The organism is Brevibacterium sp. CCUG 69071, assembly GCF_021023135.1.
In the GTDB taxonomy this organism is placed as follows: domain Bacteria; phylum Actinomycetota; class Actinomycetes; order Actinomycetales; family Brevibacteriaceae; genus Brevibacterium.
Map to the genome: position 1 here is coordinate 459,639 of NZ_PGFV01000002.1, position 17,173 is coordinate 476,811.

Genomic DNA, 17,173 nt, shown 5'->3' on the forward strand with positions numbered 1-17,173 from the left:
CCATGCTCAACACAGTGCTCAGACGCAGCACCGCAATCACACGCAGCAGCGCACCCAAACGCAGTACCGCACCCAGCCCGACGACCACCTCGGCGCCGGTGAAGCGGATCCTCGCGCTCATCACGATCACCGGACTGCTCGCCGCGGTCCTCGGGCTGACCACGACGATGCTCAACCCGGCCCCCGCCGAGGCGGCCCCCAAGGTGTCCGTGTCCGGCACCGCCAAGGCCGACGGGGAGTCATCCCTCGACCTCTCGGGCTCGGGATTCCAGTCCGTCGAGGGCGGATTCGGCGGGATCTACGTCCTCTTCGGCTGGGTCGACGACACCTCCGGCGGTTGGCGTCCGAGCAAGGGCGGGGCGACCGGCACGAACTACCGCTACGTCTACGACGACGAGACCAAGCCGGCGGGATATCAGCTCTTCGTCACCTTCCCTGGATCGTCGACGGCATATGCGGCCAACGGCGGCGAGATCGCGTCGAACGGCACCTGGAGCGGAACGATCAAAGTCCCCGGTGAGAAGTTCACGACCTACGACCGTGCCCAGAACGAGACCGAGGTCGACTGCGCCGAGGTGCAGTGCGGGATCATCACGATCGGCGCCCACGGCGTGGTCAACGCCAACAACGAATCCTTCACCCCCGTCGACTTCTCGAACTCAGGTGCCGCCTCGGGCGGAGACGCCGAGAAGGAGGAGAAGTCCGCGGGGGATGACGAGAAGAAGGACGAGGCTGCGACCGAGAACGACACCGACACCGAGGCGGCGCCTGCGGCCTCGAGCGGCGGATCGGGCGGTGCGCAGACCGAGAACACCGGTGCCGCTCCGGCCGTTGCGCCGGTGGCCAGCGAACCGCCGATCAGGGATTCGTGGCTGATCTTCTTCGCCGTCCTCGCCGGAGTCCTCGTGCTCGGGTCGATCATCGCAATCGGGCTGGGCTTCGGCATCGGCGGTTATCTCGCGGCGAAGAGTCTGCTGCTCGGCGTCAGTCCGGCCGCGATGGAGAAGGAACGTGACCGGCGGGAGAAGAAGCGGATCAGAACCAAGCACAAGCTGCAGAAGCGCCGGATCAAGATGCAGCGCCGGAAGCAGTTGCAGCTGGCCAAGCTCGAACGCAGCTCCGAGAAGGCCGTGGCACAGACCAGCCACCAGGGCGCGGATGCCGGCAACGGCAAACTGTCGCCCCAGGTCATCGCCTTCTTCGAGGACGAGAACAGGGCGCCGGGGCAGGGTTCGAGCTCCGCCCAGCGCAATGCGGATGCCGACCAGCGCAACGCGGATGCCGGTCGACGCGACGAGGACTATCCGCCGGCACCGAGCTTCTTCACCGGCGGGTCGGCCGCGGACAACGGCGGATCGGCCCAAGGCGGCGGGTCAGGCGGCGACCCGGATCCCGAGGAGCGGAAGGACACTCGCGTGCTCACCCACGTACCCGCGGACAGTGCCGAGCGCTCTGATGCCGCTGCGCCCTCGGATGAACCACTGACGACGAGCTTCCCGACGACGAAACCATGACACGGCCACGGACCGTCCCGCGGGACGAGAACGGATCACGATCGACGATGAACACTGCACTCTCCTCCCTTGCGCGGAGGTCGCTCGTGCGCTCGGCCGCCGGGGTGGCGGCGCTCGGGCTGCTCGGCTTCGGCCTCACTGCCCCCGTGCAGGCGATGACCGCGCCGTATTCGACGCCGCAGAACACCACGACGACCGACCCCGCCGACGATCCGGGTGAAGATGCCGACGGTCCCCGCGACATCGACGATGCCGTCTTCGAATGGTCGGTCAACGACGAGTCGACCGGCGGATCCTACTTCGGCGGGTGCAACTTCCTTGCCGCCGGCGAGGCCGGTGACTCGGGAATGGCCCGGATCTGGACGAAGGACGACGCGGGAAAGCAGTTCAAGACAGACGAGTCGGGAAACTTCACCGAGGGAAATGTCTCGATCGTTAAGGAGAATGACCAGTACTCGACTTTCGCCACTCGCTGCGCCACAGCGGACGGCAATTCGGTGAACAACAAGACCAACGCCGAGGCGGCGAACAACCACACCGGTGACCACGTTCGGATCGACAACGGTGCAGGAAAGGTCGATCCAGAGACGAATTCCGTAACGATCCAGTGGGAGGGTTCGTGGACCTTCGCCTACTACGGCGGAATGACCTACTGGACCATCACCAATCCGAAGCTAGAGGTCAAGGACGGCAAGGGCGTCATCACCGGCACCTATTCCGGCTACGGCACGGACATGGACGATATGAGCAAATGGGAGGCGCTCAAACCCGTCGCCGGCAACATTGTCGAGATCCAGAAGGGATCGGTCGACGTCACCGAGAAGGGCTTCACATTCCTCCCCGACTATCTCGGTGTCGCAACCGACACAGCTGGCCGCAATCCTCAGGACAAGAAGACCGCAGAGAACGAATCCTGGTGGGGCGCCATGCCTCAGGACTGGATCGACTTCAACGTCAGGACCGGTCAGGACTCCTATTGGTACACCACGGCCGGTGCGAAGACCTCGATCCAGCCCCGGAAGACGGCCAATGAGCTCACTGTCACGTACGACGAACCAGTCGACAAGCCCGACGACGGCGACCACCCGGAGCCGCCCGGACCCGCCCCGAAGGAACCCGATGATCCGGGAGATGACGACGGCAAGGACGACGACAAGAAGAATGCCGGCGGCGATGGAACTGCGACTCTGTACTGGTCGCTCAACCAGGAAGCCAACGGCGGTGCCTTCTACGGGGGCTGCAACTTCCTATCGGCCGGCAAGTCGAAGGACTCGGGCAGCGCACGCGTCTGGCCTTCCGGGGGCGGCGGATTCTACAAGTCGAATTCCGGCAACGTGACGATCCAGAAGCCGACAGGATCCACATTCAGGGAAGCCTCCTGGGACTCCAGGTGCCTCGACGCGACGGGCGAAACAGTCTCGACCTCCCGCAAGGGTTCGTGGACGCAGTCCCGGGTGGCCATCAAGGACGGCGAAGTCAGTGAGACCGACTCCGGGGTCACCGTGCAGTGGAAGGGCAGCTTCACCGTCGCCTTCTACGGCGGCATGACCTACTGGTCGGCCACCGACCCCAAGCTCGAGGTCGACTCGAATGGCAAGAGCACTCTCGTCGCCGATCTCAGCGGCTACGGAGCCGACATGTTCGACTCCTCGAAGTGGATCACGCTCGAACCCGAATCGATCACGATGGCGAACTTCAAGAACATCGACATCGACGCCCTCCTCGATGACGGGCACATCACGGCCACGCCCGACTACCTCGGCTTGAAGTACGACAACAAGGGCAAGGAAGGATCGTCGGGCAGTTCGGTCGGCGGTGCCGATGAGAACGCCTCGGCGCAGGCGGAGAAGAACGGTGAGAACGCCGACATCTGGGGTGCGTTCCCGCAGAGCTTCGTCGACTTCCAGCACAAGACCGGCCAGTACTCGTACTGGTTCACCTCGGGTGGGGTGCGTGACCCCTACAAGCCGGCCGAACCGATGACCATCTCGCTCGGAGACTACGAACCGGGAGCCGGAGACTACGAGGCGGCGGCCGGCAGCGGAACGCCTGGGCAAGGTGCCGGCGGTTCCGGTGGAGGCCAGTCCGGAGCCGGCCAGGGAAGTGGAACCGGAGCCGGCGGCTCCAGCGGCGGGTCCGGGAGATCTGCTGACAAGGCCGATGCGAAGAAGGATTCGGAAGTCGATGACGAGACTGTCTTCGCCCAGGAAGCCGAAGAAGCACGCGCGGCATCCGAGGTTCCCGTGCGCGCCTGGATCGCCATGGGCACCGGTCTCGCAGTGGCCGTCGTCGCCGGGTTCGGAATCCGTTCGGGAATCCGCCGCAGCATCGGACTCGACCCCACCGACTTGAGCTGAGCGGACTCTCAGCAACGGCGGAGATGGGCTCGGATCACGGTTGTTCGCACCGTGATCCGAGCCCATCGACGTGCAGACCAAAGGGTAGGCTGGAGACATGACACGAGTGCAATTGGCAGACACCGATCTTATGGTCCATCCTCTTCAGCTGGGTGGCAATCCCTTCGGCTGGGGAGCGGATCGGGAACAGAGCTTCGCAGTCCTCGACGCCTATGCCGAAGCGGGCGGAAACTTCATCGACACCGCCGATGCCTATTCCGTCTGGGTCGAAGGCAACTCGGGCGGAGAATCGGAGACCATCATCGGCGAATGGATGAAGGCCCGCGGCAACCGCGACGAGATGGTCATCGCCACCAAGGTCGGCATGCATCCGAAGCACAAGGGACTCGACCCGGCCAATATCCGCGACTGCATCGACTCCTCGCTGCGCCGTCTGGGCACCGACCGCATCGACCTCTACTACGCGCACCTCGATGATGAGGACGTCGACCAGGTCGCCGTCGCGGAGACCTTCGACGCCCTCGTGCGATCCGGCAAGGTCAGCTACCTCGGAGCATCGAACTTCAGCCTCGAACGCCTGCAGTCGGCTAGGCGGGTCAGCGCGAAGTATTCGCTCGCCTGCTATCGGGTCGTCCAGGACCGCTACAACCTCGTCTCCCGTGGAGCCGTCGATGAGCAGAAGCAGGCGTATCTGCGCAGCGAAGGCATCGCCGAACTGCCCTTCCACTCCCTGGCCTCCGGCTTCCTCACCGGCAAGCACACCGGAGGCGACGCCACGGGCAGCGTGCGCGGCGAACGGGTGGCCGATTTCCTCGAGAACCAGGAGGCGCTGCGCACCCTGGAGATCCTCGACGATGTGGCCGCTGCCCACAATGCGAGCCTGACTGCAACCGCCATCGCCTGGCAGCTCAGCCACGATTTCATCCCCTCGACGATCGCCTCTGCGAGGGTGCCCGAACAGCTCACCGAACTGCTGGTCGGAACCGAACTGGAACTCAGCCACGACGAGATCTCGGCGCTCGGCAGCGCCTGGGCGGAGGAATCATGACCACCACAAGCCCGCGCCTGGTCACCTGGGAGAACGGCACCGACCTCGTCATCGAGCTGCCGCTCGACGTCGAACCCGCAGCGGTCTGGGCGAAGCTGACCGACAGGGAAGAGGCCGGCACCTGGTTCGCCCCCTTCCGTGTCGAGAGCCCCGACGGCGAACCGGACGAGGACTCCGAAACGGAGAGCGACACGGATCCCACCGAAGACACGGATTCCGCGGGTGACGCGAACCCACGCATCACCTTCGACCTGGGGGAGGCGCAGCTGGAAGGCGTCATCCTCAGCAGCGAGGTCGAGGACCACGTGCTCGTCGAACTCGACGATTTCGGCGTGCTCGGCTTCCAGCTTCTGCCCCTCGAACTCACCGACGGTGCCGCGACCCTCCTCGTCTTCACCCAGTCGGCTCCCGATGTCGAGAGCGCCCGGCTCAAGGCCGCCGACTTCGGTCCGATGTGGGACACCCATCTGCGCCTCTTCGCCCGCAGCTTCGGCCTCGAGGTGACCGAGGCGAGCGAACCCGAGCTGCTCGAACGATACGCCGACCTCGAACTCGAGGACGGCAGGGACGCCGAATGAGCGAACCGCTCGTTCTCGGCATCGAATCTTCATGTGACGAGACCGGAGTCGGGATCGTCCGTGGGCGGACGCTGCTGACGAACACGGTCTCCTCCTCGATGGACGAACACGTCCGCTTCGGCGGGGTCGTCCCCGAGGTCGCCTCCAGGGCCCATGTGCAGGCGATCGGCCCCGCAATCGCCTCGGCGTGTGATGAAGCCGGCATCGAACTCGGCGACCTTGACGCGATCGCGGTCACCGCGGGCCCCGGACTCAGCGGCGCCCTGATGGTCGGAGTCGGTGCGGCCAAGGGACTCGGCGCGGCGCTGAACCTGCCGCTCTACGGAGTCAACCACCTCGCCGCGCACGTGGCCGTCGACCTCGTCGCCGAGGACATCGACGGACTGACCACGCCGACGATCGCACTCCTGGTCTCCGGCGGGCACACGGAGATCCTGCGCATCGGCGATGTCGTCGACGACATCGAACTCCTCGGCGCCACCATCGATGACGCCGCCGGCGAGGCCTTCGACAAGACCGCCCGACTGCTCGGGCTGAACTATCCGGGCGGACCGAACATCTCGAAGGCCGCCCTCGGACTGCTCGACGGCACCGGGACCCCCGGGGATCGCTCCCTGGTGCGGTTCCCCCGCGGGCTCGCGAAGAAGCAGGACCTCAGGGACCCCGACCGCCGGTACAACTTCTCCTTCTCCGGGCTCAAGACCGCGGCTCTGCGGGAAGTCACGAAGGCCGAGACGCTGGGTGCGGACCTGCGGGTGGCCGACATCGCCGCCGGATTCGAAGACGCCGTCGTCGACGTGCTCGTGACCAAGACGCTGCTGGCCGCGGCAGACACCGGCATCGACCACATCGTGCTCGGCGGGGGAGTCGCGGCGAACACACACCTGCGTGAGGTGCTCGCGGACAGATGCGCCGAGGCGGGCGTGCGTCTGCGCGTGCCGCCGCTCAAGCTATGCACCGACAATGGCGCGATGGTCGCCGCGCTCGGCGCCGAACTCGTCTCCCGCGGCATCGGACCCAGCGACCTCTCCTTCGCTGCCGTCTCCTCTCTGGATGTGGACCATGTCCTCGTCTGAGAGCCCGGACCGCGAGGCCGCGGAGCAGAACGCACAGGCGGCGAACTCGACGCGACTGCCTGCGGGGCGACCGCCTCGGCGATCGGGTGACGGATGGACGTGGGGCTCCGACGGGCGGAAGCACTGGGGACTCAACGGCGCCGCCGGCCTCATGCTCCTCGACCCCGAGCAGGGAATCCTCATGCAGCACCGCGCCCTGTGGTCGGTCGAAGGCGGCACCTGGGGCTTCCCCGGCGGCGCCCGCGACCTCGGCGAATCCGCGATCGATGCGGCGATCCGCGAGTCCTGGGAGGAAGCCGGGGTCCCGGATCCGGACGGGGAGGGGATCGAGATCCTCGAGACCCATGTCCTCGACCTCGGCGACTGGTCCTACACCACGGTCATCGCCCGCACCCTGCGGCACTTCGACCCGGTCATCAACGATCCGGAGAGCATCCAGCTCTCCTGGGTGCCGATCGAGAGCCTCGACGACTACGAGCTGCACTCGGGGGTCGCCTCGGCGCTGCCGCGGCTGCTGGAGATGCTGCGCCCGCACCTGTGAGGTGAGTCGGTCCGCCGACGAACGGGCTGCGTGTCCAAACACGCGTGTGCACCGCCGTGACTGGACGTGCAGCCTGTGTCTCGACGAACGGGCTCTAGGTGTACGAGGTCCGCAGCTCCCTGATCAGGGAACGGGTCACCTCGGTGAGGGAACCGGTCGAGGCGAACACCTTCTGCAGGCGCTGATAGGCCACCCCGCGCTCGACGATCGTCGTGATCGAGCCCAACTCCTCGAGGCAGCCGAGGCGTTCGGCCACTGGGGTCAGCCGTTCGACCTCGTCGGCGAGGCATTCGGTGACGAGGCGCTCATCGGCCGCGGCGTTCTCGATGATGATCGCGTCCATGCCGTAGCGGGCGGCGCGCCATTTGTTCTCGTCGTGGAACCAGTCGGGCATCCGCGGCAGGGTCTCCCCGGCGTCGAGGCGCTCCGAGAGATCGTCGACGAGGCACTGGATGAGCGCCGTGATCGCCACGATCTCCTCGAGGGTCGGCAGTCCGTCGCAGACCCTGACCTCGACGGTGCCCCAGTGCGGTGCGGGGCGGATGTCCCAGCGGATCTCGTTGATGTGGTCGATGATGCCGGTGGTGAGCATGTCGTCGACGTACTTCTCGTAGTCGGCCCACTCCTCGAACTGGAACGGCAGTCCGGCGGTCGGCAGCTGCTGGAACATCATCGCCCGGTTCGAGGCGTAGCCGGTGTCCGTGCCGCCCCAGAACGGGGAGGACGCGGAGAGCGCCTGCAGGTGGGGGACGTAGGCGAGGAGGGCGCCGATGATCGGCAGCACTTTGTCGCGTGAGTCGATGCCGACATGGACGTGGACACCGAAGATGAGCATGTTCCGACCCCACCACTGGGTGCGATCGACGAGCTCGAGGTAACGGTCTTTGGCCCTGACCTCCTGCGACTGCCACTGCGCGAAGGGGTGGGTGCCGGCGGACATGAGCTCGACCCCGCGGGCCTCGGTGAGGGTGCGCAGGGCGCCCATGGAAACGGCCAAGTCCTCGGCGATTCCGGCGACCTGGGTGTGGACTCCGGTGACGAGTTCGATGGTGTTCGTCAGCATCTCGCCGACGATCTGCTTCTCGAACGCCGGCGCGTGTTCGGCGACATCGGCCAGCAGCGTCTCAGCGGCAGGGGTCAGATCAAGGCTCTCACCATCCAGGAGAGCCAGTTCCCACTCGACGCCGAGGGTGGAGCGGGGTGAACGTGCGAAATCGACCATGGGTCGATCTTAATGGTGCGCAGTCCATTTGCCCGACTGCGACGTCACGCTGCCGCGTCGACCGCGTCGCTGAGCCGAGCCCCGGACTGCGAGTCGAAGAGGTGGATGCGGGAGATCTCCGGCACCACCCGCACCGTGTCGTTCCGTGAGACCTGCGTGCGGCCGCCGACCCGGGAGACGATGGCCGAATCGATGCCCGGTTCGCTCGCCGTCCCGTGCACATAGGCATCGGCGCCGAGCTCCTCGACGAGATCCACCCGCACCTCGAGCCCGCCGGAGTCCTCGATGCGGAAGTCCTCGGGGCGCACCCCGAGGGTGACGCTCTCACCGGTCAGCTCGGATCGTTGAGTGTCCGTGAGGCGGATCGAAGTCTCGCCGAGGCGGATCGCCCCGTCAGTCACGGGCAGTTCGATGAGGTTCATCGCCGGGGAACCCATGAACCCGGCGACGAAGAGATTGGCCGGGTGATCGTAGAGCGCCCGCGGGGTGTCGACCTGCTGCAGTCGACCGTCGGCGAGCACGGCGACCCGGTCGCCCATGGTCATCGCCTCGACCTGATCGTGGGTGACGTAGACGGTGGTGACGCCGAGGCGGCGGGTCAGGGAGGCGATCTGCGCACGGGTCTGGACCCGCAGCTTGGCATCGAGGTTCGACAGCGGCTCGTCCATGAGGAACACCTGCGGGGACCGTACGATCGCCCGCCCCATGGCCACGCGCTGCCGCTGACCGCCGGAGAGGGCTTTCGGCTTCCGGTCGAGGTAGGGTTCGAGGTCGAGCAGACGCGCGGCCTCCCGCACCCGCTCCTCCCGGTCGGACTTGGACACGCCGGCGATCTTCAGCGCAAACGCCATGTTCTCCCCGACGGTCATGTGCGGGTAGAGAGCGTAGTTCTGGAACACCATCGCGATGTCCCTCTCCCGCGGAGACAGACCCGTGACGTCGTCCTCACCGATCCTGATGTGCCCGCCGTCGACGGGCTCGAGGCCCGCGAGCATCCGCAGGGTGGTGGACTTCCCACACCCGGAGGGGCCGACGAGGACGAGGAATTCGCCATCGGCGATATCCAGGCTGATCTCGTCGACGGAGGGAGTGAGCGCCTCTGGGTACTGGCGCATTGCCTTATCGAAGCTGACTGTTGCCATGGTGAATCTCAACCTTTCACGGGTGGCTGTGCACCCGAGGATCCGCGGTGATCATTCTCGGTGGGACTGCTCGGTGTGGTGGGACTGTTCGGTCTGGTCGGAGTACTCGGCATGTTCGGGTTGCTCGGTGAGGTTGGTGTGCCGACCCGGGAACCGGCGCGGGCGTATGAGTGGTACTGATCCCTGACCCCGGACGGGCGCGGGTGGAGGGTTGCGACGAGTTCGACCGGCCACCTCGGCGGGGTTCCCGTCAGCGTCCATGCGGCCTGCCGGGCGGCACCGATGGCCACGTATTCGGCTTGTTCGGGGACGTCGATGGGGACGGTGAAGACGTCCCTGGCGACCTCGCGGACGGCCGGGTTGCGGGCGGCTCCGCCGATGAGCAGCAGGCGTTCGGCGTCCACTCCCTGGGCCAGCACGGCGTCGAGTCCGTCGGCGAGTCCGCAGAGCATGCCTTCGACGAAGGCGCGGGCGACATTGCCTGCCCGGGAGTTCGCCAGGGTCATCCCCTCCAGCCGGGCCGTGGCGTCGGGGAGATTCGGGGTGCGCTCGCCCTCGAAGTAGGGCACGAGGGTCAGCCCGCCCGCCCCCGAGGTCGAGGACAGGGCCAGGGCCGCGACCTCTTCGTGGCTGGCGCGCAGCATCTCGGTGGCCGAGTCGAGGACCCGGGCGGCGTTGAGGGTGGCGACCAGCGGCAGGCGTCCGCCGTCGGCGGAGGCGAATCCGGCGACCGTCCCGGTGGGATCGCTGATCTCGAGTCCGGTGGGGCTGAACACGGTGCCCGAGGTGCCGATCGAGACGACGACATCGCCGGCGGTCGCGCCGAGTCCGAGTGCCGCGGCCGCATTGTCCCCGGCCCCGGGTCCGAGCAGGATGCCCTCAGGGGTGGTGCCGGCGCTCTCGTGCGGTCCGAGCACGCGGGGAAGAATGATCGGGGCCTCGCCCGCCGAGGTGGGGGTGGGGTCGGTGCCAGGTGTCGCCGAGGTGGGGACGGCCTCGCGGGCGGGTCGTCCGAGGATCGCGTGGAAGAGCGGGAGGTCGTAGCGGCCGGTCACCGCGGAGAAATAGGCGGTGCCGCTGGCATCGGAGGCGTCGGTGACGAGTGCGTCGAGGTCAGGATCCAGCCGGCCACGGTCGCCGGGGCCATAGCCGAGCAGTCGCCAGGTCAGCCAGTCATGGGGCAGCGCGACCGCGGCCACCCGGGCGGCGTTCTCGGGTTCGTGATCACGCAGCCAGCGCAGCTTCGCCCCGGTGAAGGAGGCGACGGGCACGATCCCGACGCGGTCGACGAAGGCGTCGACGCCGAGCTCGGCGATGAGCTCGCGGGCGGCGGCTCCGCTGCGCAGATCGTTCCACAGCAGCGCATCCCGGATCACCCGGCCTTGGGCATCGAGGGCGATGAGGCCGTGCTGCTGGCCGCTGATACTCAGCGCCGCGACATCGTCGAGCCCGCCGGCTGCCTCGATCGCCGCCTGCAGCGCCGCCCACCACTCCTCGGGATCGACCTCTGTACCCGGCGGATGCGCGGCGGTGCCGCTGCGCAGGATCTTCCCCGTCTCGGGGTCGGCGATGACGAGCTTGCAGCTCTGCGTCGAGGAGTCGACTCCGGCGACCAGGGTGCGAGGGGCACTCATCGCTGTTCCTCGGCGTGGTCGCGGGATCCGTCGACGCGTCGTTCCGCCAGTCGGGCCGTGTCTTCTTCGGACTCTGCCCCCACCTCGGCGAGCACGGCCCTTGCCAGCTCCTCGTCGACGATGGCGACGTCGAGGATACCGGCGGCGCAGGCGGCCCGGACGGCGTCGGCGCGCTCGATGCCCCGGGCGACCCCGACGGTCTTCGCGGCCGCGCGCAGCTGGTCGAGGGTGATGGCGATGACCCGATCGTCGATCGTGTCGACATCGGTGCCGGCGGAGTCGAAGAGACGTCCGGACACCTCGGCGGCGGCACCATCGGCCACACCCGCACGACGCTGCGCAGGACTGCACTTCTCCCACACCGAGGACTGCTCCGCGGCCCACGGCGCCACCGAGACCACGGCGAGGTCGAGGTCGTCGGCGGCGGCGAGGGCACTCGAGATCTCGGGCAGGGCACGCAGATCCGCGGCGGTGTCCGCCTCGGTGACGAGCAGGGGAGCGGGCAGGCGGACCATGGTCACGGCCGGGTCCTGGCCGAGCCTGGCGAAGATTCCACCTCCCGGGCGGGCCGTGCCGAGCTGCAGCGCCCCGGCGACCTGGACGATCGTGCACCGGGGGAGAGCGGGAGCGAATTCCGCGGCGGCATCGAGGGTCCGCGACCACGCGAGGCCGATGCGCATGCCGGTCCGCGCCTGCCGATCGACATAGGCCAGGGCCGCCCGCCCCATCCGCTGGGACGGGTCCTCACCTTCGGCGATGTCGACGATCACCGCGGAGTCGAGCCCGAGGGCGGCGGCGAACTGCTCGGCCAGACCGTCATCGGCGGCGGACTCGGTCTCGATCGAGATGGTCACGACCCCGCTGTCCACGGCCTCTTGGAGAAGTCGGGCGACCTGGAACCGGCTGAGCCCATGGGTTTTGCCGATGTCGACCTTCGACCTGCCCAGGACGTAGTGGTCTCGGGCCAGCTGAGCCAGGAACCGGCGGTGTCTGGCGGTGGGGACTGTGTCCATGGCCCTCCCTTCGGGATCGACGGCGACCTCGTTATCGCTCATCTGTGATCTGTTGCACATCTGATTAAACCATGACACAGTATTGCACATGTGAGCGCATATGCTCATATGTTACTCGGAAGCGAATTCGCGATCCCGCAATGAAGAGGGAAGGCAAACACGATGAAGCACTCAATCACCGGGCGAGGCGCCGCGGCGGTGGCCATCGGCGTGGTCGGAGCACTCACACTCGCCGGCTGCGGCGGCGCGGGAGGCAGCTCGAGCGGCGGGAGCAATGAGGAGGTCAACGTCCTCATGGTCAACAACCCGCAGATGCAGGACCTGCAGAAGCTCACCGCCGACCACTTCACCGAAGACACCGGCATCAAGGTCAACTACACGGTCTTGCCGGAGAACGAAGTCCGCGCGAAGATCGGACAGGAGTTCTCCGCCCAGGCCGGCAACTACGATGTCGCCTCGATGTCGAACTACGAGATCCCCACCTATGCGAAGAACGGCTGGCTGACCCCGCTCGACGAGGGCGTTGCCGATGCCGAGGGCTTCGAGCAGGACGACATCCTCGCCCCGATGGCCGAATCGCTGACCTTCGAGGACCAGATCTACGGCGAACCCTTCTACGGGGAGGGCTCGTTCCTCATGTACCGCAAGGACATCTTCGAGAAGGCCGGCGTGACCATGCCGGACAAGCCGACCTGGGACGAGGTCGCCGATCTCGCGGCGAAGGTCGACGGCGTCGAGAAGGGCACGAAGGGCATCTGCCTGCGCGGACTGCCGGGCTGGGGCGAGATGTTCGCCCCGCTGACGACCGTGGTCAACACCTTCGGCGGCACCTGGTTCGACGAGGACTGGAATGCGCAGGTCGATTCGCCCGAGTTCAAGGAGGCGACGAACTTCTACGTCGACCTCATCAAGGAGCACGGCGAGTCCGGCGCCCCGCAGGCCGGCTACACCGAATGCCTGACCAACCTGCAGCAGGGCAAGGTCTCGATGTGGTACGACTCGACGGCCGCCACCGGCACGCTCGAAGCCGATGACTCCCCGGTCAAGGACAAGATCGGCTATGTCGCCGCCCCCGTCAAGGACACCGACTCGAGCTCCTGGCTCTACACCTGGGCCTGGGGCATCCAGGATGCCGGGAAGAACCAGGACGCGGCCAAGCAGTTCGTGGCCTGGGCGTCCTCGAAGGACTATGAGGAGACCGTCGCCGAGGAGCTCGGCTGGCAGCATGTGCCCGCCGGCAAGCGCACCTCGACCTACGAGAACCCCGAGTACCAGAAGGCCGCCGAGCCGTTCTATCAGCAGACCGAGGACGCCATCAATTCGGCCGATCCGAAGAGTCCGGGCGTGCAGCCGCGGCCGACGCTCGGCGTGCAGTTCGTGACGATTCCCGAATTCGCGGATCTGGCGACGGGGATCTCCGAGGATGTCAGCTCGGCCATCGCCGGTCGCACCACGTCCGATGCGGCCCTGGAGAAGGGCCAGAAGGAAGCGGAGAAGGTCGCGGACAAGTACCAGAAGTGATCCCGCCGGTCCGGGCGGAGGCGCGAGTCGCCTCCGCCCGGGTCCCGGACCCCTCGCGTCCGGACGTCCGTCCCCGCTCTCACCCCAGCCTCGGAGGTTGTGAAATGTCAGCTCCAGCCGCGCAGTCAGCGCCGGCCGCAGATCGCCCGCCTCGGGTGACGCCCGCCGCCAAACCCAGTGCCCGGGAGCGGTGGTCGAAACGCGCCCCGATGCTGCCGGCTCTGCTCTTCGTCATCGTCGTCACCCAGATCCCGTTCGCGATCACCATCATCATCTCGTTCATGAGCTGGAACGCCGCCTATCCGGACGACATCGCCTTCGGCACCCTGAGCAACTACATCGCTGTCTTCACCGATGCGAACCTGCTCCGGGCCGTGTTCGTCACCGTGGGTCTGACCGTCGGGGTCGTCCTCGTCTCGGCCCTGCTCGGGCTGCTCATCGCGCTCCTCCTCGACCGGAAGTTCATCGGCCGCGGCATCGTCCGGACTCTGATGATCACCCCCTTCCTCGTCGTGCCGGTGGCTGCGGCGCTGCTGTTCAAGCACGCGATCTTCAACCCCTCGTACGGTTTCCTCAACGGCCTGCTCACCACCGTCTTCGGTGAGGGCGCACCGCAGCCGGATCTGATGAGCTCCTCTCCGCTGCTCGGCATCGGCATCGTCCTCGTCTGGCAGTGGACTCCGTTCATGATGCTCATCATGCTCGCCGGACTGCAGTCGCGGCCGATGGACGTCTACGAAGCGGCCCTGGTCGACGGTGCCGGACCCTGGCAGACCTTCCGCTTCATCACCCTGCCCCACCTGCGCCGCTACATCGAACTCGCGGCACTGCTGGGCACCATCTACATCGTCCAGAACTTCGACATGGTCTTCACCATGACTTCCGGCGGGCTGGGCACAGCGACCCTGCCCTACGTCATCTACCAGGAGTTCTTCGTCGCCCAGGACTACGGAGTCGCCTCGGCGGTCGGCGTCATCGTCGTCATCGCCTCGCTCATCATCGCCACCTTCGCCCTCCGGACGGCCTCGACCCTGCTCAAGGAGGGGAACTCATGAGCACCCAGCACAGCACCGCCTCGGCGGACATCGCTTCAGCCGGCACCGCCACCTCGGCGAAGGCCCACGAGCCCACCCCGAAGGCGAAGGCCCAGCGGCGTCCCGGGCAGGGCCGGACGGGTAAGATCCTGCTCGGACTGCTCGCTTGGGCCATCGCCCTCATCTTCGTCTCCCCGCTGCTGTGGATGCTGCTGACCAGCCTCCACGCGGAGACCGACGCCTCGACGAACCCGCCGAGCTACTTCGCCCCGCTGACCCTTGACTCCTACGTCAACTTCTTCGGCGGCGGCAACGGCGCGAACCCCTGGCCCTTCCTCATCAACTCGGCATTCGCGGCGATCGTGTCGACGCTCATCGTCCTCGTGCTCTCGACCATGGCCGCCTATTCGCTGGCGATCCGGCGGATCCAACGCTGGTCCGACGTCCTCTTCTTCCTGCTCTCGACGAAGATGCTGCCGATGGTCGCGGGCCTGCTGCCCGTCTACCTCGTCGCGAAGTCCTTCGGAATCCTCGACACGTGGCTGCTGCTCATCATCATCTACACGGCGATGAACATGCCGATCGCGGTGTGGATGATGCGCTCCTTCCTCGCTGAGGTGCCCCTCGAGGTGCTCGAAGCCGCCGAACTCGACGGGGCCCGCCTGCCGCGCGTGTTCGTCCAGATCCTGCTGCCGCTGACCGCACCCGGACTGGCGGCGACGGCCCTGATCTGCTTCATCTTCTCCTGGAACGAACTCCTCTTCGCCACCGTGCTGACCTCGACGGCGGCATCCACAGCACCGGTCTTCCTGACCAGCTTCGTCACCTCCCAGGGCCTGTTCCTGTCCCAGGTGTGCGCGGCCTCGCTGATCATCTCCGTGCCCGTGCTCGTCGCCGGCATCGCGGCGCAGGACAAACTCGTCCAGGGTCTGTCGATGGGAGCCGTGAAATGAGCACCGAAGCACACCCGCGCCGAGGCGGTGCGACCCTGCCGCTGCGCACCTCGAACCTCGAGGCCATCGCCGCGAACGATGTGGCCGTTCCCGCCTACGACCGGGCGGCGGTGAGGCCGGGAGTCGTCCACTTCGGGGTCGGCGGCTTCCACCGCGCCCATATGGCGATGGTCCTCGACGACCTGATGAACGCAGGGGAGGCGATGGACTGGGGCATCATCGGCGCCGGGGTCCTCCCACACGATGTGGGAATGCGTGATGCACTGGCCTCCCAGGACCACCTCTACACGCTCACCCTCAAACACGCCGACGGCACCAGGGAGCGCCGCGTGATCGGGTCGATCATCGACTACCGCTTCGCTCCCGATGACCCGCAGGGGCTGCTCGCCCTGCTCGCCGATCCGGCCATCCGCATCGTCTCTCTCACCGTCACCGAGGGCGGCTACAACGTCAACCCGGTCACCGGTGAGTTCATCGCCGACGATCCGGACGTCGTCGCCGATGTCGAGGCTCTGAGCGCCGGTCGGACACCGGCGACCGTGTTCGGCTTTGTCATCGCAGCGCTGCGGCTCAGGCGCGAAGCCGGAACCACCCCGTTCACGGTCCAGTCCTGTGACAACATCTCTGAGAACGGACACGTGGCCAAGAGGATGTTCGGGGCCTTCGCCCGACTCCTCGATGCGGAGCTCGCCGAGTGGATCGAGACCTATGTCGACTTCCCCAACTCGATGGTCGACCGCATCACCCCGGCCACGGCCGATGCCGACCGGACGGAGCTGGAGGATGAGACCGGCATCATCGACGCCTGGCCCGTCGTCGCCGAACCCTTCTTCCAATGGGTGCTCGAGGACTCCTTCACCGACGGTCGACCCGACTACGAACGGGTCGACGTCCAGGTCGTCGACGATGTCCGACCCTACGAGCACATGAAGCTGCGCCTGCTCAACTCCGGACACCAAGGCCTGGCCTACTTCGGAATCCTCGCCGGACACACCTATGCTCACGAGGCCATGAACGATCCGAACATGACCGCCTACCTGCGGCGCTACATGGACGAAGAGGGCACACCGAGCCTCGAACCTCTGCCGGGAATCGACCTCGAGGCCTACAAAACCACGCTCATCGAACGCTTCTCCAACCCCGAGGTCCGCGACACCCTGGCCCGCCTCGGCGCGGAATCCTCCGACCGCATCCCGAAATGGCTCGTCCCTGTCATCAACGACAACCTCGCCTCCGGGGACCCGGTCGAGGTGGCGGCCGCGATCTGTGCCTCCTGGGCCCGCTACGCTGAAGGCACCGGCGAACACGGCGAGGCGTTCACGATCGTCGACCGCTATGCCGACCGGCTTCGGGAGATCGCCGGAACGCAGGATGAGGATCCGCTCGCCTTCCTCCGCCAGAAGCAGTTCTTCGGCACGCTGGCCGAGGCGCCGCGCTTCACCGAGCCCTACCTGACGGCACTGCGCTCGCTGCACGAACGCGGAGCGGCCGAGACCCTCCGCCTGCTCGCCGCCCACGAGGAGCTCTGAGGCACTTGCGA

Annotated in this window: 14 protein-coding genes; 10 read left to right on the plus strand and 4 right to left on the minus strand. The window is 67.0% G+C overall.

What is annotated here, in order from left to right; translation table 11 throughout:
- Positions 1-2 precede the first annotated feature (2 nt).
- The 6 genes from CV023_RS07325 to CV023_RS07350 all read left to right on the plus strand — a co-directional run bounded on the left by CV023_RS07325 (position 3) and on the right by CV023_RS07350 (position 7,114).
- The gene (locus tag CV023_RS07325; protein WP_230744817.1) at positions 3-1,514 is read left to right on the plus strand and encodes a hypothetical protein; all 1,512 of its coding nucleotides are present in this window, start codon (positions 3-5) and stop codon (positions 1,512-1,514) included.
- 47 nt (positions 1,515-1,561) lie between these two features.
- Positions 1,562-3,871, plus strand: a complete 2,310-nt coding sequence (locus CV023_RS07330; RefSeq protein WP_230744818.1) for an HtaA domain-containing protein — start codon at positions 1,562-1,564, stop codon at positions 3,869-3,871.
- A gap of 97 nt (positions 3,872-3,968) precedes the next feature.
- Complete coding sequence (locus CV023_RS07335; protein ID WP_230744819.1) at positions 3,969-4,919, plus strand: aldo/keto reductase; 951 nt, start codon at positions 3,969-3,971, stop codon at positions 4,917-4,919.
- A complete protein-coding gene (locus tag CV023_RS07340; protein ID WP_230744820.1) occupies positions 4,916-5,497 on the plus strand; it encodes a hypothetical protein in 582 nt (193 codons plus the stop codon). The genes CV023_RS07335 and CV023_RS07340 overlap by 4 nt, the downstream gene beginning before the upstream one ends.
- A complete protein-coding gene (gene tsaD, locus CV023_RS07345; protein ID WP_230744821.1) occupies positions 5,494-6,573 on the plus strand; it encodes a tRNA (adenosine(37)-N6)-threonylcarbamoyltransferase complex transferase subunit TsaD in 1,080 nt (359 codons plus the stop codon). Before CV023_RS07340 ends, tsaD begins: the two co-directional genes overlap by 4 nt.
- Positions 6,560-7,114, plus strand: a complete 555-nt coding sequence (locus CV023_RS07350; RefSeq protein ID WP_230744822.1) for an NUDIX domain-containing protein — start codon at positions 6,560-6,562, stop codon at positions 7,112-7,114. The genes tsaD and CV023_RS07350 overlap by 14 nt, the downstream gene beginning before the upstream one ends.
- A 94-nt stretch (positions 7,115-7,208) precedes the next feature.
- Here CV023_RS07350 and CV023_RS07355 read toward each other — a convergent pair whose 3' ends face one another.
- From CV023_RS07355 to CV023_RS07370, 4 genes are read right to left on the minus strand one after another with little or no spacing between them, the layout of a single operon-like run.
- Positions 7,209-8,336, minus strand: a complete 1,128-nt coding sequence (locus tag CV023_RS07355; protein WP_230744823.1) for a glutamate--cysteine ligase — start codon at positions 8,334-8,336, stop codon at positions 7,209-7,211.
- 44 nt (positions 8,337-8,380) lie between these two features.
- Positions 8,381-9,478 (minus strand): ABC transporter ATP-binding protein, encoded by a 1,098-nt coding sequence (locus tag CV023_RS07360; RefSeq protein ID WP_230744824.1) that lies wholly within the window; start codon positions 9,476-9,478, stop codon positions 8,381-8,383.
- 8 nt (positions 9,479-9,486) lie between these two features.
- Positions 9,487-11,112 carry a xylulokinase gene (locus CV023_RS07365; RefSeq protein WP_230744825.1) on the minus strand — a complete coding sequence of 542 codons (1,626 nt, stop codon included), beginning with the start codon at positions 11,110-11,112 and terminating at the stop codon, positions 9,487-9,489.
- Positions 11,109-12,167, minus strand: coding sequence for a sugar-binding transcriptional regulator (locus CV023_RS07370; RefSeq protein WP_230744826.1), 1,059 nt, complete (start codon positions 12,165-12,167; stop codon positions 11,109-11,111). Before CV023_RS07370 ends, CV023_RS07365 begins: the two co-directional genes overlap by 4 nt.
- Positions 12,168-12,287: 120 nt before the next feature.
- Between CV023_RS07370 and CV023_RS07375 the strand changes: the two genes are divergently transcribed.
- From CV023_RS07375 to CV023_RS07390, 4 genes are all read left to right on the plus strand, one after another.
- On the plus strand, positions 12,288-13,646 hold the full coding sequence (locus tag CV023_RS07375) for an ABC transporter substrate-binding protein (protein ID WP_230744827.1): 1,359 nt from the start codon (positions 12,288-12,290) through the stop codon (positions 13,644-13,646).
- 104 nt (positions 13,647-13,750) lie between these two features.
- On the plus strand, positions 13,751-14,701 hold the full coding sequence (locus CV023_RS07380; RefSeq protein ID WP_230744828.1) for a carbohydrate ABC transporter permease: 951 nt from the start codon (positions 13,751-13,753) through the stop codon (positions 14,699-14,701).
- The gene (locus CV023_RS07385; RefSeq protein WP_230744829.1) at positions 14,698-15,633 is read left to right on the plus strand and encodes a carbohydrate ABC transporter permease; all 936 of its coding nucleotides are present in this window, start codon (positions 14,698-14,700) and stop codon (positions 15,631-15,633) included. The genes CV023_RS07380 and CV023_RS07385 overlap by 4 nt, the downstream gene beginning before the upstream one ends.
- A complete protein-coding gene (locus CV023_RS07390; protein WP_230744830.1) occupies positions 15,630-17,162 on the plus strand; it encodes a mannitol dehydrogenase family protein in 1,533 nt (510 codons plus the stop codon). Before CV023_RS07385 ends, CV023_RS07390 begins: the two co-directional genes overlap by 4 nt.
- The last annotated feature ends 11 nt before the right edge of the window (positions 17,163-17,173 follow it).